This window comes from Polycladidibacter hongkongensis, assembly GCF_001561995.1.
GTDB lineage: Bacteria > Pseudomonadota > Alphaproteobacteria > Rhizobiales > Stappiaceae > Pseudovibrio > Pseudovibrio hongkongensis.
Genome location: NZ_LLWC01000024.1, coordinates 199,274 through 218,166, shown reverse-complemented (window position 1 = coordinate 218,166; position 18,893 = coordinate 199,274). Strand labels below are relative to the sequence as shown.

18 protein-coding genes, 7 tRNA genes and 1 pseudogene are annotated in these 18,893 nt (G+C 53.7%); 7 read left to right on the top strand and 19 right to left on the bottom strand.

What is annotated here, in order from left to right:
• Positions 1–3: 3 nt before the first annotated feature.
• The 7 genes from AYK82_RS12535 to AYK82_RS12505 form a co-directional block, all read right to left on the bottom strand.
• Positions 4–606, bottom strand: a complete 603-nt coding sequence (locus AYK82_RS12535; protein WP_068316282.1) for an NADH-quinone oxidoreductase subunit C — start codon at positions 604–606, stop codon at positions 4–6.
• Positions 607–669: 63 nt separating this feature from the next.
• Positions 670–1,254, bottom strand: coding sequence for a NuoB/complex I 20 kDa subunit family protein (locus AYK82_RS12530; RefSeq protein WP_068316280.1), 585 nt, complete (start codon positions 1,252–1,254; stop codon positions 670–672).
• Entirely contained in the window at positions 1,245–1,610 is a 366-nt protein-coding gene (locus tag AYK82_RS12525; RefSeq protein ID WP_068316275.1) for an NADH-quinone oxidoreductase subunit A, read from the bottom strand. Before AYK82_RS12525 ends, AYK82_RS12530 begins: the two co-directional genes overlap by 10 nt.
• Positions 1,611–1,650: 40 nt before the next feature.
• Complete coding sequence (locus AYK82_RS12520; protein ID WP_156453351.1) at positions 1,651–1,830, bottom strand: hypothetical protein; 180 nt, start codon at positions 1,828–1,830, stop codon at positions 1,651–1,653.
• Positions 1,831–2,246: 416 nt separating this feature from the next.
• Positions 2,247–2,323, bottom strand: a tRNA-Asp gene (locus AYK82_RS12515).
• Between the two features lie 45 nt (positions 2,324–2,368).
• A tRNA-Asp gene (locus AYK82_RS12510) sits at positions 2,369–2,445 on the bottom strand.
• Positions 2,446–2,489: 44 nt separating this feature from the next.
• A tRNA-Asp gene (locus AYK82_RS12505) sits at positions 2,490–2,566 on the bottom strand.
• 38 nt (positions 2,567–2,604) lie between these two features.
• Here AYK82_RS12505 and AYK82_RS18125 point away from each other — a divergent pair.
• Positions 2,605–2,946, top strand: a complete 342-nt coding sequence (locus tag AYK82_RS18125; RefSeq protein WP_068316272.1) for a hypothetical protein — start codon at positions 2,605–2,607, stop codon at positions 2,944–2,946.
• A 66-nt stretch (positions 2,947–3,012) separates the two neighbouring features.
• Here the strand turns inward: AYK82_RS18125 and AYK82_RS12495 are convergent.
• From AYK82_RS12495 to tig, 8 genes are all read right to left on the bottom strand, one after another.
• Positions 3,013–3,088, bottom strand: a tRNA-Val gene (locus tag AYK82_RS12495).
• A gap of 24 nt (positions 3,089–3,112) precedes the next feature.
• Positions 3,113–3,188 (bottom strand) — tRNA-Val (locus AYK82_RS12490).
• A gap of 26 nt (positions 3,189–3,214) precedes the next feature.
• Positions 3,215–3,290, bottom strand: a tRNA-Val gene (locus tag AYK82_RS12485).
• A gap of 237 nt (positions 3,291–3,527) precedes the next feature.
• Positions 3,528–3,830 (bottom strand): HU family DNA-binding protein, encoded by a 303-nt coding sequence (locus AYK82_RS12480; protein WP_482811860.1) that lies wholly within the window; start codon positions 3,828–3,830, stop codon positions 3,528–3,530.
• A 156-nt stretch (positions 3,831–3,986) separates the two neighbouring features.
• Complete coding sequence (gene lon / locus AYK82_RS12475) at positions 3,987–6,416, bottom strand: endopeptidase La (protein ID WP_068316269.1); 2,430 nt, start codon at positions 6,414–6,416, stop codon at positions 3,987–3,989.
• A 433-nt stretch (positions 6,417–6,849) separates the two neighbouring features.
• Complete coding sequence (gene clpX, locus AYK82_RS12470) at positions 6,850–8,115, bottom strand: ATP-dependent Clp protease ATP-binding subunit ClpX (protein WP_068316266.1); 1,266 nt, start codon at positions 8,113–8,115, stop codon at positions 6,850–6,852.
• Positions 8,116–8,349: 234 nt separating this feature from the next.
• A complete protein-coding gene (clpP, locus tag AYK82_RS12465; protein ID WP_068316265.1) occupies positions 8,350–8,985 on the bottom strand; it encodes an ATP-dependent Clp endopeptidase proteolytic subunit ClpP in 636 nt (211 codons plus the stop codon).
• A gap of 390 nt (positions 8,986–9,375) precedes the next feature.
• Positions 9,376–10,722 (bottom strand): trigger factor, encoded by a 1,347-nt coding sequence (gene tig, locus AYK82_RS12460; protein ID WP_068316264.1) that lies wholly within the window; start codon positions 10,720–10,722, stop codon positions 9,376–9,378.
• Between the two features lie 824 nt (positions 10,723–11,546).
• Between tig and AYK82_RS12455 the strand changes: the two genes are divergently transcribed.
• Positions 11,547–11,620 (top strand) — tRNA-Cys (locus AYK82_RS12455).
• Positions 11,621–11,840: 220 nt separating this feature from the next.
• Here the strand turns inward: AYK82_RS12455 and AYK82_RS18120 are convergent.
• Entirely contained in the window at positions 11,841–12,158 is a 318-nt protein-coding gene (locus AYK82_RS18120; protein ID WP_172795238.1) for a hypothetical protein, read from the bottom strand.
• 242 nt (positions 12,159–12,400) lie between these two features.
• Here AYK82_RS18120 and AYK82_RS12445 point away from each other — a divergent pair, with 242 nt between their 5' ends.
• The 5 genes and pseudogenes from AYK82_RS12445 (at position 12,401) to cbiB (ending at position 16,373) form a co-directional block, all read left to right on the top strand.
• On the top strand, positions 12,401–13,177 hold the full coding sequence (locus AYK82_RS12445; protein WP_068316262.1) for a hypothetical protein: 777 nt from the start codon (positions 12,401–12,403) through the stop codon (positions 13,175–13,177).
• A 286-nt stretch (positions 13,178–13,463) separates the two neighbouring features.
• Positions 13,464–13,583, top strand: a pseudogene (locus tag AYK82_RS18010) (IS3 family transposase); the annotation flags it as partial.
• A gap of 243 nt (positions 13,584–13,826) precedes the next feature.
• A complete protein-coding gene (locus tag AYK82_RS12435) occupies positions 13,827–14,276 on the top strand; it encodes a hypothetical protein (protein ID WP_068316260.1) in 450 nt (149 codons plus the stop codon).
• A gap of 123 nt (positions 14,277–14,399) precedes the next feature.
• Positions 14,400–15,395 carry a threonine-phosphate decarboxylase CobD gene (gene cobD, locus AYK82_RS12430; protein ID WP_068316258.1) on the top strand — a complete coding sequence of 332 codons (996 nt, stop codon included), beginning with the start codon at positions 14,400–14,402 and terminating at the stop codon, positions 15,393–15,395.
• Positions 15,396–15,401: 6 nt separating this feature from the next.
• Complete coding sequence (cbiB, locus tag AYK82_RS12425; protein ID WP_068316257.1) at positions 15,402–16,373, top strand: adenosylcobinamide-phosphate synthase CbiB; 972 nt, start codon at positions 15,402–15,404, stop codon at positions 16,371–16,373.
• A 10-nt stretch (positions 16,374–16,383) separates the two neighbouring features.
• On the opposite strand, the gene AYK82_RS12420 is transcribed toward cbiB, so the two are convergent.
• Genes AYK82_RS12420 through cobO form a run of 3 tightly spaced genes read right to left on the bottom strand, consistent with a single transcriptional unit; the run spans position 16,384 to position 18,872 of the window.
• On the bottom strand, positions 16,384–17,898 hold the full coding sequence (locus AYK82_RS12420) for a cobyric acid synthase (protein WP_082733907.1): 1,515 nt from the start codon (positions 17,896–17,898) through the stop codon (positions 16,384–16,386).
• Positions 17,861–18,193, bottom strand: coding sequence for a YrhK family protein (locus AYK82_RS12415; protein WP_082733906.1), 333 nt, complete (start codon positions 18,191–18,193; stop codon positions 17,861–17,863). Before AYK82_RS12415 ends, AYK82_RS12420 begins: the two co-directional genes overlap by 38 nt.
• Positions 18,194–18,242: 49 nt before the next feature.
• Positions 18,243–18,872, bottom strand: a complete 630-nt coding sequence (cobO, locus tag AYK82_RS12410; RefSeq protein WP_068316254.1) for a cob(I)yrinic acid a,c-diamide adenosyltransferase — start codon at positions 18,870–18,872, stop codon at positions 18,243–18,245.
• Positions 18,873–18,893: the final 21 nt, after the last annotated feature.

Below are 18,893 nucleotides of genomic sequence, written 5' to 3'. Positions count from 1 at the left end.
GCCTCAGTTCGATGCCTTCTCATCGCCCGGCAGCACATAATCTGTGCCCTCCCATGGCGAGAGAAAATCAAAATTGCGGAATTCTTGGGTAAGCTTCACCGGCTCGTAAACAACGCGCTTGCGCTCGTCATCATAGCGAACCTCAACATACCCCGTTAGCGGGAAGTCTTTGCGCAGCGGGAAGCCATCAAAGCCATAGTCGGTCAAGATGCGGCGCAGATCCGGGTGATCGGAGAACAAAATGCCGTACATGTCGTAGGCCTCACGCTCAAACCAGTCAGCCCCGGGATAAACCGCAGTCGCCGACGGCACCGGCGTCGCCTCGTCACAGGCAACCTTAACCCGCACCCGCAGGTTATGGCGCGGTGACAGCAAATGATAAACCACCTCAAAGCGCTGTGCGCGCTCAGGATAATCTACCCCGCAAATATCAACCAGCGCCACAAACCCGCAGCGGGTGTCATCACGCAAGAAGCGCAGCACCTTGATCAGGTTATCGGCGCTCACATTCAGCGTCAATTCGCCAAACGCGATCTGCTGGGAGGTAATCAACTCCCCCAAAGCCAGCTCAAGCGCTTCGCCCAAATCGCTAAGTGTCTCGTCCATGAACCAAATTCCTGTCCGTTGGACCAAAAGGAATGGGTGGAAGATCGCTCCCACCCGATTAAACTATCGCTCGATCGTTCCCGTGCGACGGATCTTCTTCTGCAACAGCAGCACGCCATAAAGCAGCGCTTCAGCAGTAGGAGGACACCCCGGCACGTAGATATCGACAGGCACCACCCGGTCACAGCCCCGTACCACTGAATAGGAATAGTGGTAGTAGCCGCCGCCATTGGCACAAGAACCCATGGAGATCACATAGCGCGGCTCGGGCATCTGATCGTAAACCTTGCGCAGCGCCGGCGCCATTTTGTTGGTCAGTGTACCTGCGACAATCATCACATCAGACTGGCGGGGGGAACCACGCGGCGCAAACCCGAAACGTTCGCCATCATAGCGGGGCATTGACATATGCATCATCTCAACAGCGCAGCATGCCAGACCGAATGTCATCCACATCAGCGAGCCAGTACGCGCCCACTGGATCAGACTATCGGTGGACGTAACCAGAAAGCCTTTATCCGCCAGCTCGTTGTTAACTTGCTGATAAAACGGATCGGTCGCGCCAATCGGCTGTCCGGTGTTTGGGTCAATAATGCCGGTAGCAGGCTTGGAAACCAGCGGCTGGGAGGTGTCGGAAATCAATCCCATTCCAGCGCCCCTTTCTTCCATTCATAAATAAAGCCGATTGTCAGCACCCCGAGAAACATCATCATCGAGCCAAAGCCGAACCAGCCCAAATCACCAAAGACAACAGCCCAAGGGAACAGGAAAGCAACTTCCAAATCAAAGATGATGAAGAGAATAGCAACGAGGTAGAACCGGATGTCGAATTTCATGCGCGCATCGTCAAACGCATTGAAACCACATTCATAAGCAGAAAGCTTTTCAGAATCCGGATTTTTGTAGGCCAACAGAAATGGCGAAATCAACAGAGCAAGCCCGATAACCAAAGCTACTCCGATAAAGACAACGATCGGGATATACTCCCGCAAGAGGTCTTCCATAATTCGTGTCCCTGCGCGTGGGAGGCCGGTGAGACCAAAACTAGACTGACAGTGTCATGATCTGGAAATAGGGCAAAAACTCTAAGAAGAAATGCACCAGCAACCAGACAGGCACCACTTGCGAGCTCTGGATTAGCTTATGCTTTGCGCCTTGCGCAAGCCCTAGGGGCGGCACAAAACCGCCATAATTCACCACGCCGCAGCTAAGACAGATTGTCACAGCGACGCCACAACGCAAAAACCCGCAGGTTTCCTTGCTAAATAAATATATGAACCAAATAGTCATGTATTGCAAAAAAAACTTGCCGATTTGCCTCTTTTTTATCGGAAAATAGCGCGAGAAGTGGAAAACTGCGTAGCCACTACTAGCGAACGCGCCAGTGAGTCCATGCCCTGCGCAAACAACAGCACCCTAATTGCGAGTAATTCGCGTGTTTCAGCCAGTTGCTAAACCGCTTGCCACCCTCTTGGCTACGCATATTTACTTATCGCGAACTTGCAGATTACCACTCTCGCCCCAAATCAGTGAAGTATCAGATCGGCGCGCGCCACTGAACCTATTGAAATTACTTGGTGCCAAACAAACGAAAACCCGGTGCCTGAGGCAACCGGGTTTTTTCGTCTATTCAAAATGAGTGGCGCGAGTGACGGGGCTCGAACCCGCGACCTCCGGCGTGACAGGCCGGCACTCTAACCAACTGAGCTACACCCGCCCATTTTGATTTGCTTACCAGTTCCCCACTTTCTTAAATAGAAAGTGGCGCGAGTGACGGGGCTCGAACCCGCGACCTCCGGCGTGACAGGCCGGCACTCTAACCAACTGAGCTACACCCGCTCCCGGTAAACTTGCGTCAATTTGAACAGCACTTTTGAGGAAAGTGGCGCGAGTGACGGGGCTCGAACCCGCGACCTCCGGCGTGACAGGCCGGCACTCTAACCAACTGAGCTACACCCGCTCTCCTCAGGGGCGCTGTGTCGCCCTGACGTGGCGCTGATGTACGGCCTCCCCGCCCCCAAGTCAAGCGCCCAAAATACGATTGCCAAGATTTTCCTGAATAACTCGGTCAAAAACCTCATTTTCGCAGAAAATAACCCTGATTTTGTGGATAAGAAAATCATTTCCCACAGCCAGAACCCTATTATCTTCAAAGACCTAGGATGCGAACTGGCGAAACATTTTAAAAATCGGTCAAGCACACATTCGGAGAATCTATTGCCCCCTACCCTGCCTCGGTGCGGCTCCCCATTTCAAAAAGAAGATAAAAAGAAAACATGGAGAATTAAGCAGACCAACATGGCGAAGCCAGCAGCCTCGCGATACAGCTCAGCAAGCTGACACGAACAACAACGACGCTTGTCCGGATTTCCAGAATTTCAGCAAGAATAAAAAATGGAAGGGGAATGGTGGGCGATGAGAGACTCGAACTCCCGACATCTTCGGTGTAAACGAAGCGCTCTACCAACTGAGCTAATCGCCCGCTACAAACGGAGCCGAGTGTGAATGGTGGGCGATGAGAGACTCGAACTCCCGACATCTTCGGTGTAAACGAAGCGCTCTACCAACTGAGCTAATCGCCCGCACATCACAGCACTGGCAGAAGAAATGGTGGGCGATGAGAGACTCGAACTCCCGACATCTTCGGTGTAAACGAAGCGCTCTACCAACTGAGCTAATCGCCCATTTCCTTGCCGCCGTTTGGCGTGAGGGCTGTTTAGCCAAGCTGCCTTTTTTTGGCAAGGGAATAATTGTGTTTTCTTGCAAACCTGTGAAGAATCTAGGTTTTTTGCCCCTCCCCTGTGCACAACTTGCTGTCCCAACACCTGCCCCACCTCCGCATAAACAAAGAAAAACCCCCGCGCAGCGCCAAGAAACAGCGTTGCGACGGGGGCTTTGAGCAAGAATGCCAATCAGGCCAATTAGGCGTTGACTGCGTCCTTCAGGCCTTTACCTGCTTTAAACTTAGGTGTTTTGGAAGCAGGAATCTGAATGGTTTCGCCGGTGCGTGGGTTACGGCCCTCAGTCGCTGCACGAGCAGACACAGAGAAGTTACCAAAACCGATGATACGAACCTCGTCACCACCCTTCAGGGTTTCGGTGATGGCTTCAAATGCCGCTTCAACAGCTTCGCCAGCCTGTGCTTTGGTCAGGCCGGTTTTTTCAGCAACGGCGCCAATCAGATCGTTCTTGTTCATGACAGTCCCTTTCAAAAAATGCGCGATACTTGGATTCGTACCGCACTCCTCGCTTGGACATTCGTGGTAAATGGCCTTCAAATCAAGCAAAAACCGCAGGTTTCTGCGCTTTCTACCCCTGTTTTCCAAAAAAAGAAGCCCCGCGCAAGGCGGGGCTTCCTCAATAGCTGGCAAATTTACCAATCAGTGCGCAGTACGGACACCTTCAGAGGCTTCCTTAACGAGAGCCTCGGTCTGTTTCGCCTCGTCAGCCTCGGTCCATTCAATGGCCTCAGGCGCCCGGACAAGCGCGTGTTTCAGCACTTCATCCATCTGCGAAACAGGGACGATATCCAACGCGTTCTTCACGTTCTCCGGAATATCCGCCAAGTCCTTGGCATTGTCCTGAGGAATCATCACCTTCTTGATGCCGCCACGTAGTGCCGCAAGCAGCTTCTCTTTCAAGCCGCCTATCGGCAACACACGGCCCCGCAAGGTAATCTCGCCGGTCATCGCCACATCTTTTTTCACTGGAATGCCAGTCATAACCGAGATAACCGCTGTTGCCATAGCAATACCGGCAGATGGGCCGTCCTTAGGCGTTGCCCCTTCCGGCACGTGCACGTGCAACTCACGCTTGTCGAACAACACCGGCTCGATCCCAAAATCTCGCGAACGGGAACGTACATAAGACGCAGCAGCGGAAATTGATTCCTTCATCACGTCCTTGAGGTTACCGGTCACGGTCATCTTGCCTTTACCCGGCATCATCACGCCTTCAATGGTCAGCAGCTCGCCGCCCACTTCTGTCCACGCCAAGCCAGTGACCACACCAACCTGATCTTCGTCTTCCATCTGGCCAAAACGGAATCGCGGCACACCGAGATACTCTTCAGTCAGCGCCTCATCAACGGAGATCGCGGTTTTATCCGTGGTAAGGATATCTTTCACCGCCTTACGCGCCAAAGTGTTGATCTCGCGCTCGAGGTTACGAACCCCCGCCTCCCGGGTGTAGAGGCGGATAACCTTCCGCAGCGCCTCATCTGAAACTTCAAACTCGGCCTCTTTCAAACCGTGGCTCTTCATCCCTTTGCGCAGCAGGTGACGACGGCAAATCTCGACCTTTTCATCCTCGGTGTAACCGGCAATTCGGATCACTTCCATACGGTCCATCAATGGACCGGGAATATTCAACGTGTTGGCAGTGGTCACAAACATCACCTCGGAGAGGTCGTATTCAACCTCCAGATAATGATCCATGAAGGAACCGTTCTGCTCAGGATCCAGCACCTCCAAAAGCGCCGAAGACGGGTCCCCGCGAAAGTCCATACCCATCTTGTCAATCTCATCAAGCAAGAACAACGGATTGATCTTCTTGGCCTTTTTCATAGACTGTATGACTTTGCCAGGCATGGAGCCGATATAGGTGCGTCGGTGCCCGCGCACTTCCGCCTCATCGCGCACACCGCCAAGCGACATGCGCACGAACTCACGGCCCGTCGCCTTGGCAATGGATTTACCCAGCGATGTTTTACCAACCCCTGGAGGACCGACCAAGCACAGAATCGGGCCGCGCAACTTGCTCACGCGTGTCTGTACTGCTAAATACTCGATGATCCGTTCCTTGACCTTTTCCAGACCATAGTGATCCGTATCAAGCACAGATTCTGCCAGCTTCAGATCGGTCTTTACCTTGGATTTTTTACCCCAAGGAATACCAAGGATCCAATCCAGATAGTTGCGCACCACAGTCGCTTCGGCAGACATTGGGCTCATCTGCTTCAGCTTCTTCAGCTCGGCATTCACCTTGTCTTTCGCTTCTGACGACAGCTTGGTCTTGGCAACGCGCTCTTCGATTTCAGCCAGCTCATCGCGTCCATCATCGCTATCGCCTAGCTCCTTTTGAATGGCCTTCATCTGCTCATTCAAATAGTACTCGCGCTGCGTCTTCTCCATCTGCCGCTTGACGCGGGTACGGATACGCTTTTCCACCTGCAAAACAGAGATTTCACTCTCCATCAGCCCAAGCACTTTTTCAAGCCGCGAGCCAACAGAAGTGGTAGCAAGGATATCCTGTTTTTCTTCAATCTTTACAGCCAGATGCGAGGCAATGGTATCCGCCAGCTTCGAAGCATCTTCGATCTGGTTCACCGCACCAAGCACTTCCGGCGAAACTTTTTTGTTCAGCTTGACGTAGTTCTCAAACTCGCTGACCACAGAGCGTGCCAGCGCTTCAACCTCGACTTCGTCCTCACCCGCCTCATCAAGGATTACCGCTTCCGCTTCAAACAGATCCTCTCGATCGGTAAACTGGGTAATCTGCGCGCGAGAGCCACCCTCGACAAGCACCTTTACAGTGTTGTCTGGCAGTTTCAGCAGCTGCAGCACAGTGGCCAAAGTCCCCACTGTGTGAATCTGGTCTGTCTCAGGATCATCATCGGACGCGTTGATCTGCGTCGCCATTAGAATCTGCTTATCAGCGCTCATCACTTCTTCAAGCGCACGAATGGATTTTTCACGCCCGACAAACAACGGCACGATCATATGCGGAAACACGACGATATCGCGCAGCGGCAGCACTGGAAACGTTTTGCCGTTCCCCTCTTCGCTCTGGCGCGTGTCAATGTCAGCCATATTTTTTCCTTTCCTCTAGTCCGCCCTTCTGGCTTAACGCCGGGCGGACAAAATTCGCAGCCTTGCCAGCAGAGCCTTGCCCCGCCCCTTGCGGCCATCCACATCCTGCCCTTTTTCATAAGGCACAAGCGCAGATGCCAGACTGCCGTTAACCTACATTAGGTGGCGTCGCACCCCCTGCCTGTCAAGCAATCGAAGCACTTTAGCCACGCACAAATGCCGATACCCACCAAAAACCTAAGTATCTTGGCGAGTTTACCTAAAACTGAGCTAGGGTTTGACAACCACAAAAAACGCCCATCCTACCAAATGCGCTCGTTTACCGCTCATCCCAGCGCCACCTACAATCACCTTTGATTACGCGAATGTCCGCCCGCGCACAAAAAAGGCGGACCATAGTAGCCCGCCTTCCTAAACTTGGGTAATGGCCGTCTTAGGCGCTGGTCGCAGATGTCTCGCTCATTTCCTCGTAGATATAGAGTGGACGTGCATCCCCATCCACAACCTCGGCGGAGATCACCACTTCCTTGACCCCTTTAAGCCCAGGCAATTCATACATGGTTTCAAGCAGAATTCCCTCAAGAATAGAGCGCAGACCACGTGCACCAGTCTTACGCTGGATGGCCTTGCGCGCAATCGCCCGCAGGGCATCTTCGTGGAAGGTCAACGCCACTTCTTCCATATCGAACAGACGCTGGTACTGCTTCACAAGCGCATTCTTTGGCTCTTGCAAGATGGTGACCAGCGCATCCTCATCCAGATCTTCCAGTGTAGCCACCACGGGCAAACGCCCGACAAATTCCGGAATAAGGCCGAATTTCAGGAGATCTTCAGGCTCGAGCTCAGAGAACAACTCACCAACCTTACGATCTTCTGGAGCCATGACACTTGCACCAAAGCCGATAGAGGTTGAACGGCCACGATCGGAGATCAGCTTATCAAGGCCGGCAAATGCACCGCCGCAGATAAACAGGATATTGGTGGTGTCCACCTGCAAAAACTCTTGCTGTGGATGCTTACGCCCGCCCTGCGGCGGCACGCTGGCAACCGTACCCTCCATAATTTTCAGAAGGGCCTGCTGCACACCTTCACCAGACACATCACGCGTAATCGACGGATTCTCCGCCTTACGGGTAATCTTGTCGACCTCGTCGATGTAGACGATGCCACGCTGGGCGCGGTCTACATTGTAATCAGCTGCCTGCAACAGCTTCAGGATGATGTTTTCAACATCCTCACCCACATAACCCGCTTCGGTTAGCGTGGTTGCATCTGCCATGGTGAACGGCACATCAATAATGCGCGCCAAGGTTTGTGCCAACAGCGTCTTACCGCAGCCGGTTGGTCCAACCAGCAGGATATTGGACTTGGAAAGTTCAACATCCTCGCCCTTGGCCGCATGGTTGAGGCGCTTGTAATGGTTATGAACGGCAACAGAAAGCACCTTCTTGGCGCGGCTCTGACCAATCACATAATCATCTAGAACCTTGGAAATTTCTTGCGGAGTTGGAATGCCATCACGGGATTTCACCAGCGAGGATTTGTTTTCCTCGCGAATGATGTCCATGCACAGCTCAACGCACTCATCACAGATAAAGACCGTTGGCCCTGCGATCAGCTTGCGCACCTCGTGCTGGCTCTTGCCGCAAAACGAGCAGTAAAGCGTGTTTTTGCTATCGCCGCCGCTAGCTTTGCTCATCTGTTCTAACCTCGCGATGTTTTGAGGGGCGCCCCTCATATACTCTCCAAGAGCATCCGGCCCTTGGCAAATCTTTGCTTAGTTTTACCGGCATATAGTGTTTTTTATGGCGCTGCCAGCAAAAACCAGCAGACGCACCAAAGAAACCGCTAATATCCGGCGAAAAAGGCCGTGCTTTATCAAAACACCGCTCTAGAGAGGCAGGCAAGGACCGCCCGCTCCCAATGCATCCATCTAGGCTTTTTCCTCGCCACCCAGACATTCACGATCCGCAATCACTTTATCAACCAGACCGAATGCTTTTGCCTCTTCCGCGCTCATGAAGTTATCGCGTTCCAGCGCCTCTTCAACCGCCTCATAGGTCTGGCCGGTGTGCTTCACGTAGATCTCGTTCAATCGGCGCTTCAGCTTCAAAATCTCTTGCGCATGTAGCATGATATCAGAGGCCTGCCCGCGGAAACCACCAGAAGGCTGGTGCACCATAATCCGGCTATTCGGAAGAGAGAAACGCATCCCCTCAGCGCCGCCAGCCAGCAGCAGCGAACCCATGCTGGCCGCTTGACCAATGCAAAGGGTCGTCACCTTTGGCTTGATAAACTGCATGGTGTCGTAGATCGCCAGACCGGATGTCACAACCCCGCCGGGTGAATTGATATAAAGCGCGATCTCCTTATTCGGATTTTCCGCTTCCAGATAAAGCAGCTGCGAGCAAATCAGCGTTGCCATGCCATCTTCAACCGGGCCGGTAAGGAAGATAATTCGCTCTTTCAACAATCGCGAAAAAATATCATAGGCACGCTCGCCGCGGTTGGATTGCTCCACCACCATCGGCACCAGACTATTACTAAAATACTCAACAGGATCGGTCATGCATCATCCATTATCAGTTGGAACATCCTCATATAAGGATATCCTCGGGCCTTGCAATGGCAGACCCGCCAATTTTCTGGGCATTGAACGCTTGCAGCATTTCAAAGGCGGCAATACCCCCACTCATCTCTTCGCAGCATAGGTCACAGCCAGTTAGGTAATCTTTAAGATCACTGATGGCATCACCAGCCCTCTGACCAGCTTATCCTACGAACACAAAAGCGGCAGCACTTGAATCACCCGCGCCCCAAGCTTGAAAGCTAGACACCGGCGCCTGCCCTGTCACCCATAAAAAATCGGGCGCGCGCAGAAATAAGTGCCTTTTCCCCTTTAAGCCCGCGAAAAAGAAAGGGGCCCTGAGGCCCCTTCCAAATCCACTCCAAAAAAGCCTTAGGCTTCCTCTTCGTCCTGCTTGAGCAACTCTTCTTTGGAAACCACTTTGTCAGTGATTTTAGCCAGTTCAAGAATGAAGTCCACGCACTTTTCTTCGTAGATTGGTGCGCGCAGGGAAGCCAAAGCCTGCTGGTTGTTCTTGTAGAATTCGAACACCTGCTGCTCTTGACCAGGGAACTGGCGCACACGGTCAAACAGAGCGCGCTGCACTTCATCATCGGTAACCTGAACTTTGTTCTGCTCACCAACTTCAGAAAGCACCAGACCAAGACGCACGCGACGCTCGGCAATTTTGCGGTACTCCGCTTTTGCTTCGTCTTCGGTGGTCTCTTCGTCTTCAAAGGTTTTGCCGGTCTGCTTCATTTCCGCTTCAACCTGATTCCAGATACCGTCAAATTCGGTTTCCAGAAGCTTTTCAGGCAGCTCGAAAGTGTAAGCTTCATCAAGCTTGTCAAGCAGAGCGCGCTTTACTTTCTGGCGGGTTGCCGCACCGAACTGGCTCTCGATCTGTCCACGAACGATTTCCTTCAGCTTGTCAAGGCTCTCAAGACCAAGGCCGGTTGCCAGTTCATCGTTGATTTCAACGTCGCCTGGCGCCAAAATTTCTTTAATCTCGATATCGAAGGTAACAGCGCGGCCAGCAAGGTTCTCAGCGCCGTATTCTTCAGGGAAGGTCACGTCGATCACTTTGGTATCACCCACCTTCATGCCAACGATCTGCTCTTCAAAGCCCGGAATAAACTGGCCAGAACCGATCACCAGTTCGCCGTTCTCATCTGCACCGCCGTCAAATGGCTCGCCGTCCAGCTTACCAAGGTAGGAAAGCTTCACCTTGTCACCATTGACAACTTCCGCGCCAGCATCACGGGCTTCGAACGGACGATTGCTCTCCGCAATCTGCTTTACCTGCTCATCAACTTCCTCTTCAGAAATTTCAACGATCGGACGCTCCAGCTCAACGCTGGCAAAGTCGATCAGTTCAAACTCAGGCAAAGTCTCGTAGGAAATGGCAAAGGACAAATCTTTGTCGCCCGCCAAAACTGCTTCAGCATCGGCATCCGGCAGATCGATTTCTGGCTGCTGCGCAGGCTTTTCCTTGCGCTCTTCCAGGGTCTTGCCGGTGGTTTCGTTGATCAGATTTGAGATCAGCTCAGCCATTGCCTGACGGCCATACAGCTTCTTGATATGCGCAACAGGCACCTTACCTGGGCGGAAACCGTTGATCTTTACCTTATCTTTCATATCCAAAAGATAGGCATCAAGACGGCTTGCCAGATCAGCAGCTGGTACCACTACTTTCAACTCGCGCTTCAGGCCTTCGGCCAAGGTCTCTGTTACCTGCATGGTCTTTGCTTCGTCCTTATCTAGGACGCGTTCACAGCAGACGATCCGCCTGCTTAAAGCACCGATCAAATTTGGCCTTGAGAGCAACAAAACCGAGGATAACTATCGCTAGCCACGCTTAACTTGCCGCATCAACTGCCTAGAACCAACCGGACTTCGACAACGCCCTCTATTAAATCTCTCCTAATCAGGTCAACAAGAACATCAAGTCCCCACTACGCTGCTCAGGAAGGTTTGGTGCGGCTGATCGCACCATCCAAAGTTAATATCTCAGTTACATCAATGCCTTAGCTTTATCAGCACCGCCCATAACGGCAGTTTCTTGGAAAGCATCGCAAAATGCACAGCTCTCCTCGACTAAAGCATCAACCTTGATTGGGCTCGTCTATATACTGAAAATCGAAGTGGTTGCAAGGCTTCTCACCGTATCTGCCAGAATTTCACAGAGCAAATCTCACCGATACGTCAAAATGAGTGACATCATGTCCTTCGATTGCAAAACGCGCAGCAACCCGTTTGGCCCTGACCTATCAATACAACCAATGCAAGCGACCCTCACCTCTTTGGCCAAGCTTCGTTCTAGCTGACCGACGTCGCGCGCTAACACCAATAACTAAGCGAGGGCAATCAGCAAGCAACCAGAGACCAAAGGCTAGCCATTCAGCAGGAGCACACGCCAGAAGAAGCTGACAGCAAATCCCTGATAGAACGATCAAACAAGAACGGTTTATGAACAGTTTTTGCCAAACACTGCGGATAAAGTTGCGCAACCCGCTTGACTATCGAGCCCAAATATCAGAAAAGCCCTTTCACACCATTCGGTTGGCCTCTTGGCGGAGTGGTGACGCAGCGGATTGCAAATCCGTGTACGCCGGTTCGATTCCGGCAGAGGCCTCCACCTTTCTCCCGCGCCATTGTTTTTATTAGTTTTTCCGGGATTTTTCCCTCACCTTTCTCGCAATAGAAAAAAGTGAGGGATTCTGAGCCCTTTTATGAACGTCACACACTCCTTGCGACATCTATTTTCACACTCGCGATCTCTTATATTTGTTGATCACGCTTCACTAATCACCCTGCAATAAAACGCAGCGAAAACTATCCAGAAACCGAACAAGCACCTACTTCGGCAGCCGCGGATCATCGCACCAACGGCGGGAGAGTTTGATCAACCCATCCGATTGCGCCCGAGCGTACATGCCCAGCATAAAGCCGGTGCCCCCTCCACGTCTGCATCGGCAGGGCCCAGCCAGCGCTCGAGCACCGGCGCGACCACAGGGGTGAGATAGCCCGCCACCAGCGCCCCCACCACAGTTGCGCCGATGGCATTGAAAAGGCTGGCACGCGGATGCACGATCACCCGCACCAGCCCGCCACAGAACTCCCCCGATCAGATACATAATTTTGAGGCCCAGCAGGACCAGAATTGGGTCGCTCATTTGTGCCCCCCTGTTGGCGCCTGACTTCAGCCGTTACTCAACGCGCACTGCCACTTTTTAACAAACTACCAACACCCTTGCCGCCTTTGGCAACCAGCCGCTGCAGTCCACGAGACAGTCAAACAATGAGCCCAACTGCTTCACTTTAGTATAACTCGCTGGCTCGCTCTTACTTAGCCGTTAATGGCTTTTCCCTATTAAATCCTCCAATTGCGGTACTCTTGCCATGAAGGAAAGACGAAATGCCCTACACATTCCCGCAAAATTGCCTCTCTGCAATCCTGTTTGGTATCGCTGCGCTCTTTTGCGGGCACAACGTCTTCGCAGCAGAAACGCCAGCTAAAAGTCTCTTCAAGCAATGCCCGATAACACAAGACGTTCCCAGTACTTTCGCTCTCTGCGCAACTGCTGAGTGCTGGACACTTGATAATGTCGCCTATTGCAAATGCGACGTAAAAAACGAACAAAGCATCTCCTTGCCCTTCCACTTTAAGGCAAATGGTGACGATCAAGATATCTGCGATCTACTGGAAGCAGGGCTAGACAATGGCTTTACTGTCAGTACGTATGCGACACCTCGCCAATTAGAAGCCGATTATGATCCGGCGAAGGAAAGTATGGGGCCACCACTTGCGATCTACACCTGCCGCAACAACGATACAGCACCTGCTGGCTATTCCGCCCAGTGTGACGGCGGCCTTTGCTTCACCAGCACTCAAGGAAAAACCTTCCCCGGTCTTGGCAGCATCGGCGCAAACGAGATAGTCTGCTCTTGCCCTGCGATACCCAGCCCGAAAACCGGTTTTCAGATAGCAGGCCCATGGATATGTGCGCCAGGCGATAAAAACGTAAATGGCCAATGCTGTGACAAGGTCTTTCACGATAAATTTTGTCAGGTACAGAGCATTTCACGCACCGGTACGAAAATCTATGTTGGCGCACCTCCAGGGGTCGGAACAATCCTCTCAAAGCTACTTGATGGCAAAGCACCGACACTGAATCACTGTGCATTTAGATAGGAATTGATTGCGCCGGTTTCCCAGTATGCAATGGCAGCCCAGGTCTAATGAGGGGCACCCGCTGAAGCCAGCTTGTCAGTTCATCCATCACCAACACCCCCGGCGTTTGCCGTTGCGATCATTGGCGGCCACCCGCTCAGCGTCGCGCCGGTCGGCCTTGACCAGCGCCACAAAGCCTTTGGGGCGTAAATTATTGACACAGAACCCCGCGCAATTGCTGGCGAGGCGTGTCTGGCAGGCGGCGTTCAGCAAAATATGGAGCTCGTCCCTAATCCCGGACAGTTTAGAAACCATCGAACAGGTACAAACGGAAGCGACCAACTGGCTCTGGACATACAACAACAACCGGCCAAACATGGCCATCGGCGGCACCACCCCCGCCGACAAGCTGAAACTAGCAGCATAACTCTCCTGCCAAACTCCTCCAAAAATGGGGGAAATACCCTTGACTATGCAATGGAATTGAGTGAAAGCAGATTTCTACTTATAGTTGCATTACAGACGATCTTGGGAGATGTACTTGTTTAATTTTACAATCACACGAAGCGCAATCCTTTCTTGCGGCGCTTTCTTATTATCCTCCTGCGCCGCGGTAACCCACGTCGCACCAACCTCCGGCCCCACAGCTGATATTCGTTTTGCGACAAATATGGAATTTGGCTCGAGCGTAAGGCGCTTTGACGACAAGCAGTGCAAAGTAAATCCGAAAGAATTGGCACGTCTTCGTGTTGGGTACCTTCTGAATAGTAGCGAGAAACGCCTTGGAATACCGGGTATTAAAGCGTTTCACAAAAACGCGGCACAGGAGCTCGTTATTCGAGCCGAAAAGGAGTTTACTTATCTTGTAACGGGATCTAACGTTTCTGGCTCGACCACCTATTCTTGTGCGGTACCATTCTCTCTCAAGGCCAAAGCCGGACAAAAGCTTGAAGTAAGCTTCTCATCAAACTCCGGGATTGTTTGCCGCGTCACTGTCAGCGAAATTACTGGCGGCACCGCAGAAAAAGCTATCCGTAAGCCAATCGGGACTTATACAAACTTACTCTCAAAAGGATATGAAGGCTGCTCCGAAGCTTTTAACAATCCGCCACTATTCTAACAAATTGCTTACCTACCTAATGAAGGCGGCAGCAGCTCAATCGCTGCCGCCCGCCCAATCCAGATTGATTTGCCCTGCGCCTTAAAGTAGGAACGAGACGGAAAGATCAATAGGGCACCACACATGTTGCATGGCGGGGATATTTCAATTGCAATCAAGGCATTTGGCGGTGAGACAACTGACTGGCTCGACCTGTCCACCGGCATCAATCCAACCCCCTATCCGATCCCGAACATCACCGGCGCCGCTTGGCAGCACTTGCCAACAAAAGTTGCACAGCAACAGCTACTCCACGCCGCCCGGCAGGCTTATGCAGTGCCCCAAACTGCCGGAATAGCTGCCGCGTCCGGCACTCAGGCCTTGATCCAGTTGCTGCCACAACTCCTCCCGTTCAGGCGCGTCGAGGTAGTCGGCCCAACCTACGCCTCCCATGCCGAGAGCTGGCGAGCAGCGGGGCGAGATGTTCATCTCACGGCCCAGCTCACTACACCGCAAAGCCCAACCCTGCAAATCACGGTCAATCCGAACAATCCCGATGGCCGCATTCACCAGCCGGAGGCACTGGCCGCCCACGCCAACACACTATCCCCTAGTGGCTCCATGCTTCTTGTAGACGAGGCTTACACAGATCTTGCACCAGAGCTTTCCCTCGCACCCTATGTGGTAGATGCTCCACTGTTATTGCTGCGATCTTTCGGTAAATTCTTTGGCCTTGCCGGCCTGCGCCTTGGGTTTCTGATCGGCAGTCCGGCAATCTGCAAGGCGGCGGAGGCACAGCTTGGCAGCTGGGCCATCGCCGGTCCCGCACTAGAAATCGGCGCTAAGGCCCTGAGCGACACACTCTGGCAGCATCAAATGCGCCACAAGCTCCGCCAACGCACGAAAGAGCTGCACCTTTGCCTGCAACAGCACCAGTTGAGAATTATCGGTAGCACCAATCTCTTCACCCTGATTGAACACCAACAGGCCAAACAGCTGCACAGACACCTTGCACAGCAGCATATCTGGACACGCCATTTCGATTATGACGCAACTTGGCTGCGCATTGGCCTACCCAAAGACACCGCAAAGATTGCGCGACTGGGCGAAGCGCTTGCCGGTTTTGAGAAAGGCTGCTAACCCGCCATGCTCCCAATGCCCGATATCTTCGCCCTATGTTGCCTCGCACTCATCCTTGATGCCGCATTTGGCGAGCCACGCTGGCTGTGGTCGCGTCTATCACATCCGGTCGTCTTTTTTGGTAAAGCGATCAGCGCGCTTGAAGCCCGCAGCAATGCGCCGGGCACCACTTCCGACAAACAGCGAAAATGGCGCGGCCTGCGCGATCTCACCCTATTAATTGTGCTGTTTACCCTGCCCACAGCCCTGCTAAGTTGTGCCGCCTACCAAGCCCCGTGGAGCGCGTGGCTGCTTGCGCTGCCTGCCAGCGTACTGCTTGCGCAAAACAGCCTGCTACGCCACGTACGTGCAGTGTATGTTCCACTTCGCAGCGGCGATCTTGTGAGCGCGCGCCAAGCCGTGGCCATGATTGTAGGCCGCAACCCCGACACTCTTGATGAGGCGGGAGTCAGCCGTGCGGCCATTGAATCTTGCGCGGAAAACTATTCAGATGGCGTCATCGCTCCGCTGTTTTGGCTGCTCGTCGCGGGCCTGCCCGGCCTTGTGTTTTACAAGCTGATCAACACAGCCGACAGTATGATTGGCCATAAAAACGAGCGCTACCTGCATTACGGCTGGGCCGCTGCCCGCCTTGATGATCTGCTTAATCTCATCCCTGCCCGGCTCACCGGCCTTGCCTTCTGCCTTTGCGCACCCGTTGATGGCGGCAACCCGCGACACGCCCTAAAAGTTATGTTGCAAGACGCCACGCAGCACCGCTCGCCCAACGCTGGTTGGCCAGAAGCTGCCATGGCCGCCAGCTTGAACATAGCCCTAGCTGGCCCCCGTCAATATGATGGCTACAAGGTGGAGGACCCCTTTATGAATGCAAGGGGCAGCAAAGCCGCAACGCCCCACCACATTCAGCGCGCCATCCGCCTTTGCACCGCCGCTGGCGCCCTGTTTTTCTTCCTAATTGTTCTGCTTGGCGCCCTGTAAAGAGGGCACCCTAGCCGCACCGGCTTTGCGCCAGCGCCAGCAAGCCATCAAGATCCAAATGCGCCTCAAGATGGTCTGCCAGCGCGTCCAGCGCGCGCTCAACCCGCGCCTCATAGGCAAGGCGCGCAGCAGCGCCAAAACCGCGCAAAAATTCAGATCGGAACGCGTCACTACCAAACAAGCCGTGCAAATAAGTCCCCATCACTTGACCGCTTGCACTCATAGCCCCGTCGGCCCCAGCGCCCTCTAGCTGCAAAAACGGCCTTGCACAATCTGCCCCGTCCGTGCGCCCCAGATGTATCTCGTAGCCACGCACCTGTGCAGCATACGCCGGAGCCACGCCCTGCCGCGCCACGACGGTTTTCTCAGGTGCAAGCACAGTCTCAACGTCAAGCAGCCCAAGCCCGGCAACCGTACTCGCGGCACCCTCAAGCCCCTCAGGATCGTGAATACGCATGCCCAGCATCTGGTAGCCGCCGCATATCCCCAGCACCTTGCCGCCCCGACGCACATGGCCTGCCAAATCCACATCCCAGCCCTGCGCCCGAAAAAACGCCAAATCCCCTATGGTGGATTTACTGCCCGGCAACAACACCAGATCCGCATCCGCAGGTAAAACCTCACCCGGCTGAATTAAAGCCAAGTCTACTGCTGGTTCCAACCGTAGCGGGTCAAGATCATCAAAATTCGCAATTCGGCTGATCACCGGCACAGCGACCTTGACCGCGCCTCCCACACCTTGTGTGCCATGCCCACCGGCCAGATCGAGCGCATCCTCCGCCGGTAAATCGGCTGCTTGCGCAAACCAAGGAACCACGCCGCTACAGCGCCAGCCTGTTCTTGAATCAATCTCTGAAATGCCTGAATCAAAAAGTGAAGGATCACCCCTAAACCTATTGATTATAAAAGATTTAATTCTACTTCGCTCGATATTTTCAAGCACCGCATAGGTCCCCACAAGGGCTGCGATCACCCCGCCGCGATCAATATCGCCGACCAATGCTACAGGTAAATCCGCCGCCTCGGCAAAGCCCATATTGGCAATATCTCCGCTGCGCAGGTTTACTTCAGCCGGCGAGCCCGCCCCCTCAACAAGCACCAGATCCGCAGATGATTCAATCTTGCAGAAACTCTCCATAACATACGGAAGAAGCTTGGCTTTTTGCTTACCATACTCCCGCGCTCGCGAGGTACCAAACCGCTTGCCCTGCACAATGATTTGCGCGCCCACATCCGTTTCCGGCTTCAAAAGCACCGGATTCATATGCACGCTAGGAAGCACCCCAGCAGCCTGCGCCTGCACCGCTTGCGCCCGGCCAATCTCGCCGCCATCGGCACACACCGCTGCATTATTCGACATATTCTGCGGCTTGAATGGCATCACCTTAAGCCCACGCCGCCGATAAGCCCGCGCAAGCCCGGCCACAAGCACGCTCTTGCCCACATTGGAGCCGGTGCCCATAATCATCAATGCCGGGCGTCGCCCTTTAGCCCCTATGTTCTGAGCCCCTATGCCCTGCGTCATCTGCCCTGTCACTCTCCTCAAGCCCAAGCGGGCGAAACTCCTTAGGCACATCAAGCCGCAGCAAATGCAATTCCAGCAGCAACCGCACGCAAGGCCGCACTCCAAAAAGGATCGAGCCGATCAAAAACAACCACGTGCCAGCAAACAGCAGCGCATCATAAAAGAAGAACACGCTGCCCACCACAAACAACAGCGCGGCCAAAAACTCGATCACCGTGCGCCACAGCTCATAGCGGCGCACCAACTCCGCATGGGAGCGTGTGGCCGTGCGCAACCTCGCATCAAACAGCCTCATTTGCCATCTCCCTCAGCCACGCCGCCAGAACATTGCCAGAGCGCCGCCTCTAAAACTCGATCCCTTCCTGCGGCTTCACCCCAGAACGGAACGGATGCTTGATCTGCGTCATATCGGTCACCAGATCCGCAATCTCCACCAGCTCGTCCTTGGCATTGCGCCCGGTAACAATCACGTGTACATCCTCCGGCTTTTCATCGCGTAGGAATGACACCACCTCGTCAATGGGAATGTAGTCATAGCGCAGCACGATATTCAGCTCGTCACACAGCACCAGATTGTGCTCACGCGACAGGATCAGCTCTTTGGCCGCATCCCATGCCTCGCGCGCTGCCGCAATATCCCGCTGGCGATCCTGTGTTTCCCAAGTGAAGCCCTCGCCCATGCGCTTGATGGTCACCAGATCATCAAAACGCTGCAGCGCCAGCCGCTCGCCGGTATCAATGCGCCCCTTCACAAACTGCACCACTGCAACCTTGTGCCCATGGCCAAGCGAGCGAAACACCATGCCAAATCCGGCGGTCGATTTGCCCTTGCCCTTGCCCGTATGCACAATGAGCAGGCCCTTTTCGATGGTCTTTGTCGCCATAATCTTGTCACGCGCTGCTTTTTTCTTGCGCATTTTCTCTGCGTGGCGCGCATCCAGCTCCGCCTCGCTCAATTGAGCCTTCTCAACCATCCGTATCCCTCCGTCCTGTCA

Bases quoted from the DNA above. Each gene is read 5' to 3' on its own strand.
- AYK82_RS12535 (WP_068316282.1), bottom strand. From the start codon at position 606: ATGGACGAGACACTTAGCGATTTGGGCGAAGCGCTTGAGCTGGCTTTG.
- AYK82_RS12530 (WP_068316280.1), bottom strand. From the start codon at position 1,254: ATGGGATTGATTTCCGACACCTCCCAGCCGCTGGTTTCCAAGCCTGCT.
- AYK82_RS12525 (WP_068316275.1), bottom strand. From the start codon at position 1,610: ATGGAAGACCTCTTGCGGGAGTATATCCCGATCGTTGTCTTTATCGGA.
- AYK82_RS18125 (WP_068316272.1), top strand. From the start codon at position 2,605: ATGTACGGCCTCCCCGCCCCCAAGTCAAGCGCCCAAAATACGATTGCC.
- lon (WP_068316269.1), bottom strand. From the start codon at position 6,416: ATGGCTGACATTGACACGCGCCAGAGCGAAGAGGGGAACGGCAAAACG.
- clpX (WP_068316266.1), bottom strand. From the start codon at position 8,115: ATGAGCAAAGCTAGCGGCGGCGATAGCAAAAACACGCTTTACTGCTCG.
- clpP (WP_068316265.1), bottom strand. From the start codon at position 8,985: ATGACCGATCCTGTTGAGTATTTTAGTAATAGTCTGGTGCCGATGGTG.
- tig (WP_068316264.1), bottom strand. From the start codon at position 10,722: ATGCAGGTAACAGAGACCTTGGCCGAAGGCCTGAAGCGCGAGTTGAAA.
- AYK82_RS18120 (WP_172795238.1), bottom strand. From the start codon at position 12,158: ATGAGCGACCCAATTCTGGTCCTGCTGGGCCTCAAAATTATGTATCTG.
- AYK82_RS12445 (WP_068316262.1), top strand. From the start codon at position 12,401: ATGCCCTACACATTCCCGCAAAATTGCCTCTCTGCAATCCTGTTTGGT.
- AYK82_RS12435 (WP_068316260.1), top strand. From the start codon at position 13,827: ATGGAATTTGGCTCGAGCGTAAGGCGCTTTGACGACAAGCAGTGCAAA.
- cobD (WP_068316258.1), top strand. From the start codon at position 14,400: ATGTTGCATGGCGGGGATATTTCAATTGCAATCAAGGCATTTGGCGGT.
- cbiB (WP_068316257.1), top strand. From the start codon at position 15,402: ATGCTCCCAATGCCCGATATCTTCGCCCTATGTTGCCTCGCACTCATC.
- AYK82_RS12420 (WP_082733907.1), bottom strand. From the start codon at position 17,898: ATGACGCAGGGCATAGGGGCTCAGAACATAGGGGCTAAAGGGCGACGC.
- AYK82_RS12415 (WP_082733906.1), bottom strand. From the start codon at position 18,193: ATGAGGCTGTTTGATGCGAGGTTGCGCACGGCCACACGCTCCCATGCG.
- cobO (WP_068316254.1), bottom strand. From the start codon at position 18,872: ATGGTTGAGAAGGCTCAATTGAGCGAGGCGGAGCTGGATGCGCGCCAC.